Origin of the sequence: Enterococcus sp. AZ020, assembly GCF_050499205.1 — a bacterium.
In the GTDB taxonomy this organism is placed as follows: Bacteria; Bacillota; Bacilli; order Lactobacillales; family Enterococcaceae; genus Enterococcus_L; species Enterococcus_L dunnyi.
Genome location: NZ_JBIPAT010000001.1, coordinates 1,267,332 through 1,279,647, shown reverse-complemented (window position 1 = coordinate 1,279,647; position 12,316 = coordinate 1,267,332). Strand labels below are relative to the sequence as shown.

At 38.0% G+C, this 12,316-nt stretch carries 16 protein-coding genes; 4 read left to right on the top strand and 12 right to left on the bottom strand.

The features are described from left to right. Positions 1–9 precede the first annotated feature (9 nt). Entirely contained in the window at positions 10–594 is a 585-nt protein-coding gene (locus tag IGI58_RS06265) for a GNAT family N-acetyltransferase (protein WP_429954091.1), read from the top strand. A 17-nt stretch (positions 595–611) separates the two neighbouring features. Next, positions 612–1,226 (top strand): YktB family protein, encoded by a 615-nt coding sequence (locus tag IGI58_RS06260; RefSeq protein WP_429955353.1) that lies wholly within the window; start codon positions 612–614, stop codon positions 1,224–1,226. Between the two features lie 60 nt (positions 1,227–1,286). Here the strand turns inward: IGI58_RS06260 and lepB are convergent, their stop codons facing one another. Then, positions 1,287–1,832 (bottom strand): signal peptidase I, encoded by a 546-nt coding sequence (gene lepB / locus IGI58_RS06255; RefSeq protein WP_225534568.1) that lies wholly within the window; start codon positions 1,830–1,832, stop codon positions 1,287–1,289. 192 nt (positions 1,833–2,024) lie between these two features. On the opposite strand from lepB, the gene IGI58_RS06250 reads away from it, so the two are divergent. Further along, positions 2,025–3,110 carry an ABC transporter permease gene (locus IGI58_RS06250; RefSeq protein WP_429954092.1) on the top strand — a complete coding sequence of 362 codons (1,086 nt, stop codon included), beginning with the start codon at positions 2,025–2,027 and terminating at the stop codon, positions 3,108–3,110. Positions 3,111–3,136: 26 nt separating this feature from the next. Then, entirely contained in the window at positions 3,137–3,805 is a 669-nt protein-coding gene (locus tag IGI58_RS06245; RefSeq protein ID WP_087641873.1) for an ABC transporter ATP-binding protein, read from the top strand. A gap of 307 nt (positions 3,806–4,112) precedes the next feature. Here the strand turns inward: IGI58_RS06245 and IGI58_RS06240 are convergent, their stop codons facing one another. From IGI58_RS06240 to IGI58_RS06190, 11 genes are all read right to left on the bottom strand, one after another. Further along, positions 4,113–4,358: a hypothetical protein gene (locus IGI58_RS06240; RefSeq protein WP_429954093.1), complete on the bottom strand. Its 246-nt coding sequence runs from the start codon at positions 4,356–4,358 to the stop codon at positions 4,113–4,115. 126 nt (positions 4,359–4,484) lie between these two features. Then, a complete protein-coding gene (locus IGI58_RS06235) occupies positions 4,485–4,874 on the bottom strand; it encodes a hypothetical protein (protein ID WP_429954094.1) in 390 nt (129 codons plus the stop codon). 19 nt (positions 4,875–4,893) lie between these two features. Continuing rightward, positions 4,894–5,415: a hypothetical protein gene (locus IGI58_RS06230; RefSeq protein ID WP_429956316.1), complete on the bottom strand. Its 522-nt coding sequence runs from the start codon at positions 5,413–5,415 to the stop codon at positions 4,894–4,896. 221 nt (positions 5,416–5,636) lie between these two features. After that, positions 5,637–5,822: a hypothetical protein gene (locus IGI58_RS06225; protein WP_429954096.1), complete on the bottom strand. Its 186-nt coding sequence runs from the start codon at positions 5,820–5,822 to the stop codon at positions 5,637–5,639. A gap of 177 nt (positions 5,823–5,999) precedes the next feature. Then, entirely contained in the window at positions 6,000–6,560 is a 561-nt protein-coding gene (locus IGI58_RS06220; protein WP_429954097.1) for an RNA 2'-phosphotransferase, read from the bottom strand. Further along, entirely contained in the window at positions 6,553–6,912 is a 360-nt protein-coding gene (locus IGI58_RS06215) for a hypothetical protein (RefSeq protein WP_429954098.1), read from the bottom strand. The genes IGI58_RS06220 and IGI58_RS06215 overlap by 8 nt, the downstream gene beginning before the upstream one ends. Positions 6,913–6,931: 19 nt before the next feature. Continuing rightward, positions 6,932–8,422, bottom strand: a complete 1,491-nt coding sequence (locus IGI58_RS06210; protein WP_429954100.1) for a hypothetical protein — start codon at positions 8,420–8,422, stop codon at positions 6,932–6,934. Beyond that, on the bottom strand, positions 8,400–8,765 hold the full coding sequence (locus tag IGI58_RS06205) for a hypothetical protein (RefSeq protein ID WP_429954101.1): 366 nt from the start codon (positions 8,763–8,765) through the stop codon (positions 8,400–8,402). The genes IGI58_RS06210 and IGI58_RS06205 overlap by 23 nt, the downstream gene beginning before the upstream one ends. Before the next feature lie 15 nt (positions 8,766–8,780). After that, positions 8,781–9,053, bottom strand: a complete 273-nt coding sequence (locus IGI58_RS06200; protein ID WP_225534575.1) for a TIGR04197 family type VII secretion effector — start codon at positions 9,051–9,053, stop codon at positions 8,781–8,783. An 834-nt stretch (positions 9,054–9,887) separates the two neighbouring features. Beyond that, the gene (gene rpsD, locus IGI58_RS06195) at positions 9,888–10,499 is read right to left on the bottom strand and encodes a 30S ribosomal protein S4 (RefSeq protein ID WP_225534576.1); all 612 of its coding nucleotides are present in this window, start codon (positions 10,497–10,499) and stop codon (positions 9,888–9,890) included. 273 nt (positions 10,500–10,772) lie between these two features. Next, positions 10,773–12,098, bottom strand: coding sequence for a TPM domain-containing protein (locus tag IGI58_RS06190; RefSeq protein WP_429955355.1), 1,326 nt, complete (start codon positions 12,096–12,098; stop codon positions 10,773–10,775). Positions 12,099–12,316 lie beyond the last annotated feature (218 nt).

Here is a 12,316-nt window from a genome sequence, read left to right as displayed (position 1 = left end):
GGTGACAATATGGAATTAGTGATCAATCGTAATTTGATTTTTGCCCAGAACCAACGATTGGAAACAGAGCGCTTGATTTTACGACCAGTGACATTGGATGATGCTATAGAGATGTATGAGTACGCCTCTGATGAGGAGACTGTCACTTATGTTTTCCCGATCCATCAATCGCTCAAAGACACCAAAAAAAGTATTGCGAACTATTTTGTCTGTGCTCCTTTAGGAAAATATGGCATAGCCTTAAAAGAAACGGGTCGGTTTATCGGGACGATCGATCTGCGGGTAGAAGAGAAGCACAATAATGGTGAAATTGGCTATACGCTGAATAAAAAATTCTGGGGCAAGGGCTATGTGCCAGAAGCGGCCAATGAATTGCTGCGTCTTGGTTTTGAAGAGCTCAAGCTGATCCGAATTTGTGCAGTCCATGATATCGATAACCCAAAATCAGGACGTGTGATGGAAAAGATCGGGATGAAAATTGAAGGTACGGTTCCTAACGCCCGGATGTGGAAGGGCAAGGTCGTGACCGATGTTTTGCGCGGAATTATGGTCGAAGAATGGCAACAGCTGCAAGAGAAAATAAAGAACAAGTAAGAGGAGAAATGACGGCAATGTTGATGTTTACTGAAAAAGATTTTGACGTGTTCACAATAGAAGGATTAGATGCAAGAATGGAGGGCATTCGGGCTTCGATCCAACCAAAATTTCAAGAACTGGATGATTATTTTGCAGCAAAATTAGGAGAACAGCTGGAAACAGAGTTTTTTGTTCATATCGCCCAGCATCGACGTAGAACAGTTTACCCGCCAGAAAATACATGGTCTGCATTGAGCCAAAAAAAACGCGGCTATAAAATGGACGCTCATTTCCAATTAGGCATTTGGCCGGACTATCTATTCATGTGGCTATCTTTGATCGACAACCCTAAGAACGAAAAAGAAATTGCGCAGGCCTTTTTAGACAACCAAAAACTGTTTGAGCAATTACCGGATGATTTCTATATATCGATCGATCATACTCAGCCCAAAATCGAGTTGCTAAAAGAAGCAGATTTAGAAAAAATCCTGATTCGTTTTAGAGATGTGAAAAAAGGGGAATTTCAAATTGGGCGAATCATTGAAAAAACAGATTCTTTACTGAATGACCCAGACAAGTCACGTGAATATATGCTGCAAACCTATGAAGCATTGCTGCCGCTATATCGATTAGCTAAAAAACATCAGTAAAAAAATAAAAAACATTGAAGCAAGAGGAATCATTCCTCTTGCTTCAATGTTTTTTGTCGATTATTGTAAGCCGATCTTATTTAAAGGATAGTAACGGAAATAAACGACTCCATAGATATCTTTTTGATCAACAAAGCCAAAATAACGGCTATCATCTGCGCGTCTTCGGTTATCCCCAAGAACAAAAAAATGTCCGTCAGGAACCACTTTTTCAGCACCAACGTCAATCGTGCTTAGAGAGAAATCTTTTGTATAAGGCTCCCCATCCGTCAATTTCGCTTTTGCTTCATCTAAATAAGGCTCATCATAAGCTTTGTCATTAATGTAAAGCTGGTCATTTTCGACGCGTACCGTATCTCCTGGAAGTCCAATAATTCGTTTGACGATCCTTTTTCCGTTTCGAGGACTAGGGAAAGTCGCATTGTCAAAGCGCTGGGGCTTGATCAGCGAACTTTGCCATAAACGATCAGATTCATGATAAGTAGGCTCCATAGATATACCTATGACCTCTACCGGTGTCAAAACGACATTTCTAAGAAACACAACGAATGCCACGGCAACAGCTAGCTGAATCACTGTGTATAAATGAGGATGCTTTTTCTTCATTATAACGCCTCTCTTTACGTATAGTTATGAATTTAGTATATCAAAGAAAATAGGGGAAGAAAACAAGACTTAAGGAGGAAAAATAATCAAATACAAGGAGAGGTATTTTTATTCAAGCAGATTTTTTGTTGTGTAAGTCAAAATTTGCTATAATTTTTACAAAACTTATCGATCGATAAGGAGGAGGATAAAATGTTTTTAGCATGGAATGAAATTACACGATCAAAATTACGGTATGCCTTGATCATCAGCGTTATGTTTTTAATTTCTTATTTAGTTTTTTTCTTAACAGGGCTTGCCTATGGTTTGGCACAAGACAATCGTACAGCCGTGGATAAATGGCAGGCAGATGGGATCGTTTTGTCTGATGAATCCAATACAAATATCAATATGTCGATGATTCCATTGAAGTCATTGGATGATGTGACCGCCAAAGAAAAGGCAGCTTTGGGGCAAACAGCGGCAGTCATCCAGCTGGATAAAAAAGGAGCTGAAAAAGTCAATGCTAGTTTCTTTGGCATCAATAAAGATGAATTTCTGATGCCTGATATTGTCGAAGGAAGAGCCTTCGATACTGATGATGAAACTGTCGTAAATAATAGCTTGAAGGAAGAGAATGGGTTCAAATTGGGAGATACGATCAAACTTGCCGGTAATGAGAAGAAGCTTAAAATCGTCGGGTTTACAGAGAATGCAAAATTCAATGTGGCACCAGTTTTGTACGTTTCGATCAATACGTTTCAAGAAATCCGTTTTGAGAAAGTTGATACGACAGAGAATGCTCGAATCAATGCAATCGTCGTTCGTGCAAAAGAAGGTGCGATGAAGAATGTTGATTTAGCTAGTAATGATTTGAAAAGCTATGGCATTCAAACATTTATCAATAAGCTTCCAGGTTATAATGCTCAGGTTTTGACTTTTGGATTTATGATCGGCTTTTTGATCGTGATCGCGGCGATCGTCATAGGGATATTTATTTATGTACTGACGATGCAAAAAGCAACGATTTTCGGCATCATGAAAGCACAAGGGATCTCTGGAAAATACATTTCAATTTCGGTCATCGTTCAAACCTTTGTATTAGCTGTATTAGGAATAAGTTTGGGCTTATTAGGAACAGTAGGAACTTCGTTTGTTTTACCGACGGCAGTACCGTTTCAAAGTAATTGGCTGTTTTTCTTAGTGATCGGCGGGGCAATGCTGGTGATTGCTGTTTTAGGGGCATTATTTTCTGTACGGACGATCGTGAAGATCGATCCATTAAAAGCAATTGGTTGATAATAAAAAAGAAGTAGGTGACGAAGATGAACGCAATTGAGTTTTCAGCTGTGGATAAAAAATTTCTTGATGGAGATACAATGATTGAAGCATTAAAAGAAACCAACTTTTCTGTGGAAAAAGGGAAATTTGTAGCAGTGATCGGTCCGAGTGGCTCCGGAAAAAGTACATTTTTGACCCTTGCAGGTGGGCTTCAAACGCCAACAAGTGGTGAAGTTAAAATCAATAATGCCGCTTTCAGTCAGGAAAACGAAAAGAAGAGAGCCAAGATTCGTTTTGACGAAATCGGTTTTATTCTACAGGCATCAAATTTAGTACCGTTTTTAACTGTGGAAAAGCAACTTCGTTTAGTGGATAAAGTAAAAAAGGTAAAAACAGATACCGCTAAAGTGAATGAGTTATTAACACAGCTGGGGATAGAGAAATTAAAACGCAAGTATCCTGATGAAATTTCTGGAGGAGAACGTCAGCGTGTAGCAATTGCTAGAGCGCTGTACAATGATCCTTCGATCATTTTAGCAGATGAGCCAACAGCTAGTTTAGACTCCGAGCGGGCGTTTGAAGTAGTCAAGATCTTGGCTAGAGAAACCAAAGAAAAAAACAAAGCCACGATCATGGTAACTCATGACCAGCGGTTGATCGAATATTGTGACGACGTCTTCGTGATGAAAGATGGCGTGCTTACGAAGCAATAGACGGATAGGTAGAAAAGAGGATGGGAAAGAAGTGTTCAACTCCGAGAACCAAGTAGGTACTGTGCGACACTGTTTATCTGCGACGAGTCTTTGACGAGAAGGCATCAACTCATTCTTCGTTGTGTTCTACAGCAATGTCAGCTTATTTCCGAAGGAGTTACTTCTGCTTTCACCGTTTATTCGTTTTAAAAAGGACTGGGGCGTAACTCGTAGAGTTATGTCCCAGTCCCTTTTAGAAAATAGTTATGTTAGTGAGTAGAGAATTGCTAGTCTGGCTTCAGACAGAACGTGGATTCACTTTTTCGCACTAGTTCTTTTTTTGTTCTTCTTGTTCTTCTTGTTTTTTATGTTCCAAATATCCTGATCGAATCAAATAGATTGTCCACGTAGAGAATAGTATACCGGCTATCAAACCAACAAAAAAAGATTCATAGTCTCCCTCAGAGCTACTTGTTATTGCCATGTATAAGCAAAACAGTGAAATTGCTATGTTAAAAATGTAACCTGAAAATATCCCTACTTGCTGCAGTAAAAATTGGGGGAAAATAAACATGTTGTGTCTCCTTTCAAAGTATGTGCGAATTGATTGGTGGGGTTAGGCTTTACTAATTATGCTTGTTCAATCTATTATCATTTTTGTGTTAAAGTACCTTTTTTTATTTATCTCAAAAAATATTGTCTATTTGAAGTCCGAATGAACGATATTATTTACTTGAACAATATCTTTTCTAGTGTAGTTGTAATTCAACATTTTCCCTATACTGCTAAACTCGCTTCCAGGAATTCTGTTAATATAGTACACATCTCCTTCTTCATTCACAACTTCTGATAAATCTCTATTCCCAATTACTACATCTTTAATATATTTTAAATTCTCGCCAGTATCATTCAGTTCACCTAAAAGATAAATTCTACAATTATACGCTTCATTGATTTCCATAAAATCAAAATTTTTAGAACTGGTTACAGCTGAATCATCGAAACACCATTCAATTGTACCAGTCTTCAAATTTTTCAATTCTAAATTTCTCGTAGCAGCTGATTCCTCTATTGAAAGTAGTCTATACATGAATGTCCTCCTTGGTTAATTATTTACTTGGATAAAATGAAATAACAAACCCATTATTTCCATAAGCTAAAGTATATTTTTGTCCATCAATAATATAAACTGAATATGGTCCTTTAGGTCCTGTTCCTTGTTTTATAGGATTTGCTTTTAAAGTATCATGTAAAAAGTTAGGAATATCTTGAATGCCTTTGGCACTGAAATCTTTTACATGTCCATTAAGAATATGTTTTAATCCTGCTTTGTTATTTCCTTTCTCGAGCCAAAGTAATTTGTTTGAAGAATTTTTTCCAACCATGACCACATTGTTTGGATTATACTTTACACTGCTTTTAGAAAGTTCGTCTAGTAGACTAGGGTTCAGAAGATTATTAGTCCCACCAGACTTTTTACCAGCTGTCTGCGCATTCCTCACCGCAGCCACTGTCAGCCCGACACCCCACGCGGCATCCCAAAATCCGGAATCTTTCAGATCATTCACAACACCTTGAGCATGGTTCAATCTTTGAAAACCAGGCATATTGACTGTCGCACTACTATACATATCGTATTTACTATGTGTGTACTCATAAAGCCCTTTAGGTGCTGTTTATAGTAACCAAAAAGATATCAGAAGTATAAACTGATATCTTTTCAAAAGTTTACAATTTAACAGACTAGTTTTTTAAATGAATATTCAAAAAAATATTGAGAAATTTTGAACAATAAATTCTGATAATATTAGTTGACTGTTATAATTTAAGTAATAAGATTAAATCTTATTAGTCAAGACTTTACTTTTTTTATTGATTCTAGCCATTCATCCCACATAGCTGAATCTACAGGTTTCCCATCTTCTAACAATGTTAAACTCCCCAATAAAACGGCAATATCGTCAGATTGTACTTGTTCATAATATTGATCTAAAAAAATTATCATTGCTTGCATAGCTTGAGACTCATTTAATTCCATTTTCTTTATCCTTTATTTTTGTTTTAGAGATAATCCTGATTGAGAGTGGAAAGTTCTTGGATGTGTTGCTCGATATACAGATAGCTTTTTATTAGCTATCGGTAACTTGATTAGTGAGTTTATGCATACTGTTCAAGGCGTTACTATGCGATGCTAATCAGATAGTAAAGTGCCATTTTATTTTGTTTTAAATAACTCTATAAATTCTGATGGAATACTATCTGCTAACCAAACTTTTTCATTTCCCAAATAGAACTTTGTTCCTTTTGCTCTAGCATTTTCTGTATTAATCACTAAAATAATCGGATTTTTCTCTTTTCTTTTCCCTACTAAAACAGCTGTCTCTATATCTTCAGATAAATGAACATATTGTCTGGACATTGGAGATAAACCATTTTTTTCAATTTCAGATAAAAAATCATGTGCAGTTCCATGATACAGAAATTTAGGAGGAATAGCTTCTTCTTTTACTATTTTCATTGGAACAGAGTGTCCATACAATGCTCGAATACTATCCTTTTTGATTTCATGCCTCTTTTTTTCTGATTTTTCAATCATTACTTTTAAATCATCAAATTCTACATTTTGCCATTCAGTTGACTGACGTAATGCTTGTAATAATTGGTCAATTGGCACCCAACCTTTTTTATCCAGCTCTAACTCATATTCCCATGGAGCATGGCGTAATGCATAAGAAACTTCTTTACTCAATTTTGTATAATTTATTTCATTAGACAATTTCTTCCTCCCGATTATATTCAATCATTGTTTTAACAGCAGATTCTACCCACTCCCATAAATCCTCAAATTCGCCTCTTTGTTCAAAACCTTCCGTAGTGAAATCATGAATTAATTGAACTCTATTTTCTTTTCCAATCTCAAAACAAGCTATATCGTCATTATCGTCTCTTCTTGCAAAGGGTATTAACTTTCTATTAGGATACCTTTCTTTCAAGTCATGGTACCTTCTACTTGCTTGACCTGACTCAATTAAATACCACACATCAAAATCTACTAAGTTTAATTCAATTAATTTGTTATAGGCTTCAGGGTATATAAATACATCTTCTTCAATATAAAATTTCTTCATAACTATATGCACATTCTTTCTATTTCATTTTTTCTAAATCAAACGACCCCATTGGATTGTTATTTCTAAAATCAGCTTTCTGTTTTCCAACTCGTAACTCTATAGCTTCTCCCCATGTTTTGGGAACTCCTTTTTTTGTCGTAAATCTATCTATTGTGGCTTGATCAGATAAAGGTGTATCATAGCTTCTAACATTGGCTTGAACGTTTATTCCAACCTCTCTAGCTGCTGCAACTCTTGTGTTATCAAGAGTCGTCAAACTACCATCAGGCATTCTCACAACATCAATTGGGTCACCTTTCCAACCATTTCCTTTCATGCTAGCAATAATTTCATCTGAACCATTTACAGAAGTTTGACTGAACCTGATTTTCGAAGGGGGAACATTGTCAATATTCTTTCCAAATCCACCAGACTTCTTACCAGCTGTCTGCGCATTCCTCACCGCAGCCACTGTCAGACCAACACCCCACGCGGCGTCCCAAAATCCGGAATCTTTCAGATCATTCACAACACCTTGAGCATGGTTCAATCTTTGAAAACCAAACATATTGACTGTCGCGCCACTGAAATAATCTTTTCCGCTTTTTTGAAATTCGGTCACTCGGCGATCCATTTCTGTCGGACTTAATTCTACCACATCTAAGTTGTATTTTTTGATGAGCTTTCTTAAATTATCGGACAAATCCTGCTCGCTTATTGGATATCGTCGGCCGTTTTTTTCAAACATATACATATCTACACTACGATCGGCATCGATGATGTGGATGATCGTGCAGCCATCAAGTATTTTTCTATCTTTGACTTCGATCGCTTTTTCGCGCTCCGTCCAATTTTTGTTCACATCATTGATCCAGGTTCGATCGGCTAAGGAGAAGCCTTTTCCGTTCCAAGCACCAGGCCCCACATGTCCTTTCTCGCTAACGCCCAGTGCTTGCATGCCTTTAGCCACCAACGATCCGGTATCATTTATACTAGCAAAATAACTAGTGGACTGTCCGCAAAAATCAAGGAAGGTATCTAATTTTTCTTGTATCTTTGCTTTTTTCGCTTGGTTTCGTGTGATACCGGCATCCATACTGGCGATTGCCGCTTGAAAGACTGCACCTAGCAGCTGCTCTTTTTCGTCTGATAAGCCTCTTTTTTGTTGGGCGTAGTTTTCTCTCGAGCTTTGGAATCCTTGAATTAGCGCATTGGCTTCATCGATTTGCGCTTGTAATTCTTCGGAATCTAAATCTTCACTGCCACATGTTGAGAGGTAACCTTGCACATATCGTTCATTCGCCTGTACAACTGCCTCACTGTGCATGATCGCTGCTTTGCAAAGTGCTGGATAAACGATGGAGAGATAGCCTTTGATCGACTCCATGCCAGCGCCACTCAGCCCGACTGCTAATTGTATTCCTTGCGTAGCAGTTGAAACGGCCTCGAGTGCTTGACTGTAGGATTGGCCGAAGGCTTTGATCTCTTCGGTCTGGGTTTGGACTTCACCAATGATCATTTTGACCATCACGCTCATCCTCCTTTCTCAGCTGCTGAAGCTCTGCTTCGTAAAGAAGGTCGCTTTCATCTTCCAGACGACGGTTTTCTTTGTGTAATGTTTCTTGTCCGTCTGTCATCGCATCTAGGAAACGGCGTTCGGCTAAACGTGATTCTTCTGTGATATCTTCAAAAAAGTGGACTTCTTCCTGTCGATGAAAGTAAGTGAGAACTTGGTCGTTATGGTGACGTTCTCTGGCAAATAAGTGTTCTGTCTCGCTCATGCTTCGTTCCAACAACGTTTTGAACGTACGGGTTTCCTCTTGTCTTTCTTCATTTTCTCTGCGTTTTTCTTGTAACTCCTTTTGGGTCATTCCTTCTCTCCTTTGTTACGGTCGTCGTGTAAATAGTTGCTTCGCCTGTTGATCCGCTCGTTTAAATGCGGCTACGGCAGTTTGGATGGAAGCTACATCTCGATTGAGCAGTTGTTGGATCGTTGCTGGGTTTTTCTTCAGCTGTTGAAAGGTACTTTCAGCCATCGCGTTGCCAGGAACCGTCGTGCCTGAAGAAAAGGTCACTGTTTTTGACAGTGTCAAGCGATCATTCGCCAGCCCGATTTGGGTAGCTTGTTTCTGGGCTTCTGCTTCATTCAATTCGATCATTTTGATCCCTCTTTTCGTTATTTAATTCAGAATAGCATACTTCGTATTATTGAATCTACAAAATGTTAATTTATTTTATGCAAAAACAAGTATTAGCAATCTTGAAATATGTTTAAAAATAGTTTATGTTAAACTTGTATTTGATCGAAAATCAAGCAAGGGAACAGTCGATTCAGGAAAAATTGGGTAATGAATAATTTTTTTATTTGTACGCATCGACTAGGGCAACTTGTCGTTGTCAGAGCAGCTTTCACTGCCTTTAATAAAAGGTGAGAAGGATGTGTCTCTTTCGGGAATGGAACTTGACACTTTTTTCTCGACCTCTTTACACCAAAAGAGCTATTTGCTGTTCACTCTTTCGGCGCGACTGTTTCCTTGCTTGACCGATAGAACGAAAAAACACGGTATCAGCCACCTGCTGATACCGTGCAAAAGTTCAATAAATAAGCATCGATCTGTTATTTAAAAACTCAAGACAAGTGTAAAAAAAACTAGTAATTTACACGAAAATTGAGTAAAATAAATACAGTCAATGAAAATTGACTAGGGCAACTTGTACGATCAGGTAGTGCTGATTGTATAAGGCTCTGTAGGTCGACGCCAATCTTCCTGCAGAGTGCCTTTTTATTTTGTCTAGCAATGCTAGATTTTATTCGTTCTATCTGCCTCAATTCTACCCTTAATGACAAACCAAAGTCAATGCTTTTTAAACATAATTATCACTTAAAGTAGGTTTTATATTTTTATTATGCAAAGAAAAAACGACTGAAAATCGTAAAAGATTTTCGGTCGTTTCTTTTTGACTTGCGTCCAAAGATTCCCAAGAAGTGAATCTTAAAGTTTTTGGTTGTAGTATTCAACGACAAGTGCTTCGTCGATATCAAGGTATAATTCATCACGTTCTGGTAAACGAGTGAAGCTACCTTCTAATTTTTCAGCGTCAAAGCTTACAAATGCTGGACGTCCAACTGTTGATTCAACAGCGTCTTTGATTGTTACAACGTTTTGAGATTTTTCACGAACAGAGATCACTTGACCAACTTCAACGTGGTAAGAAGGGATATCTACACGTTTGCCATCTACAGTGATGTGACCGTGGTTTACTAATTGACGTGCTTGACGACGAGTAGTTGCAAGACCTAAACGGTAAACAACATTATCTAAACGTTGTTCTAGTAAGATCATGAAGTTAACCCCGTGTTTACCTTCTTTGATTTTGCTTGCTTTAACGAACAAGTTAACGAATTGACGTTCGTTCATGCCGTACATATGACGTAATTTTTGTTTTTCAGTTAATTGCATACCATATTCAGAAACTTTACCACGGCTGTTTGGTCCGTGTTGTCCTGGTTTGTATGGGCGGCGTGCTAGTTCTTTACCAGTTCCTGATAGAGAGATACCTAGACGACGAGAGATTTTCCATGATGGTCCTGTATAACGTGACATTCAAAATTCCTCCAATAAAATAAGTTTTTTGGAGTAAAATAATCTTCTGAAAAATTCATAATCGTGCAGTTCATTCTTCAACCTTCACCTTTGCAGCCGCGGTTACGCAGTCGAACCTGAAAAGCTGATCAAACATTTTAGTCTGGAAAGCTCAACAATAAGGCAATGAACTGTTGACGAGTCTATTATTTTTCTGCTGCTTATTTTACACAAAGGTTAGTATACCTCAGAATAGTGGATAACTCAAGCTTTTTCTTGCATAAGTCCAAGTAATTACCACCCGCCTGAGGCACCGCCTCCACCAGATGAACCGCCACCGAATGACCCCCAAGACGAACCACCGCCGTCAGACCCATTACTGCTGTCAGACCAGTTGGCAGAATTATAGTTAGACGTAAGGTAAGTTGTGGTTAATACATACCCGTCTCCTGAATAAAGGGTATCACCGATCAAGACCCGTCCAAACGCTTTTCTTTGTGCTGAAGGATGCTTCAATAAGCGACCTTGAGCGATCGAACGGCGTAATTTTCTTTTTGAAGCGATCAACGAACTGCCGCTTAACATCAGGTGGTAGAAGTTTGTTTGTTTCATTTCAGCGAGTTGTGTTGCTGCATCTTCATTTGTGAAGCCTGAAATTCGGTTTTGATAGTCGCCGTAAGTTTGTTTTAAAGCTTTTCCTGCAGAAAGACTCCGGATCACTAGGATCAAATTCGTCAATAAAGCAAAAAATAGAAAGAACCCTAATCCCCAACGGCCCCATATAGTAGCACTTTTTTGACTCTCGACTTGATTGATTTTAGAATCGACTAAAGCAGTTTTGGTATTCATTAGAGGAAATACTTGATCGAGCACTTGGTTGACTGCTTGGTCATATTTTTCATCTTTAAATGCATCAACGACATCGTCATCATTGATGATCGAATCAGCGGTTCCATCAGGGATCAATCCTTCTAATCCGTAACCAACTTCTAAACGAAATTCGCGGTCATCCAAGGCAATCAGATATAAAATACCGTTATTTTCATTTTTATCGCCGATCCCCAGTTGATTGAATAATTTATTGGCGTAAGATTCGATATCTTCCCCGCGTGGTAATTCAGGGATAGTGATGACTTCTAATTGTGCTCCGTTGGTACTGGCAGCTAATTGTTTGTTTAGCTCATAGATCTTCTGTTTCGTTTCTTTATTTAGCATATTTGCATTGTCTGAAACAAAAATATTGTTTTTGTTGAGTGTGATTTGACTGTTCGTTCCTTCAATAGAAATCGTATAATTATTTTCTGATTGAGGGTACTCTTTTAAGTTCGCCAAATTTTCTTGTAAAATCGTGTCAAAGGATTTCTCAGCTGTGACGATTTTTCCAGATTCGATCGCAGCTTTTTCTTCTTGAAGAGTATTGAGCTCTTGATCAAAAGCAGTCATTTTTTCGTTATAGCTAGCGCTCGCTGAGAAAAATAGACTGAAAAGACCTACAAAAATCATTAAGACAACCAAGAGAATGACTGAGAATACGTTGTTTGTTGCTCGCATGGATTTATACTGGTTTTCGATTCGTTGATTTAATTTCTTCACATTTGTGTTCTGTCCTTGTTTTGTCATTGCGTTCACCTTACTTTCCCCATAGTTTGGCAAAATCTTTTTTCAAAGCTTATCTATTTTTTATAAAACAACCCGATGTCTCTTGTTCAATAGATAACTTAGTTCTATTTTACCAGTAAAATGCAAATTCTCATCGGTCTTCGGAAGGATTTTCTCATTGTTTTTTCATAAAAAGAAAGGAAAGTAGCGAGAAAGAATGAAAAGGAGTAGAGGATCGA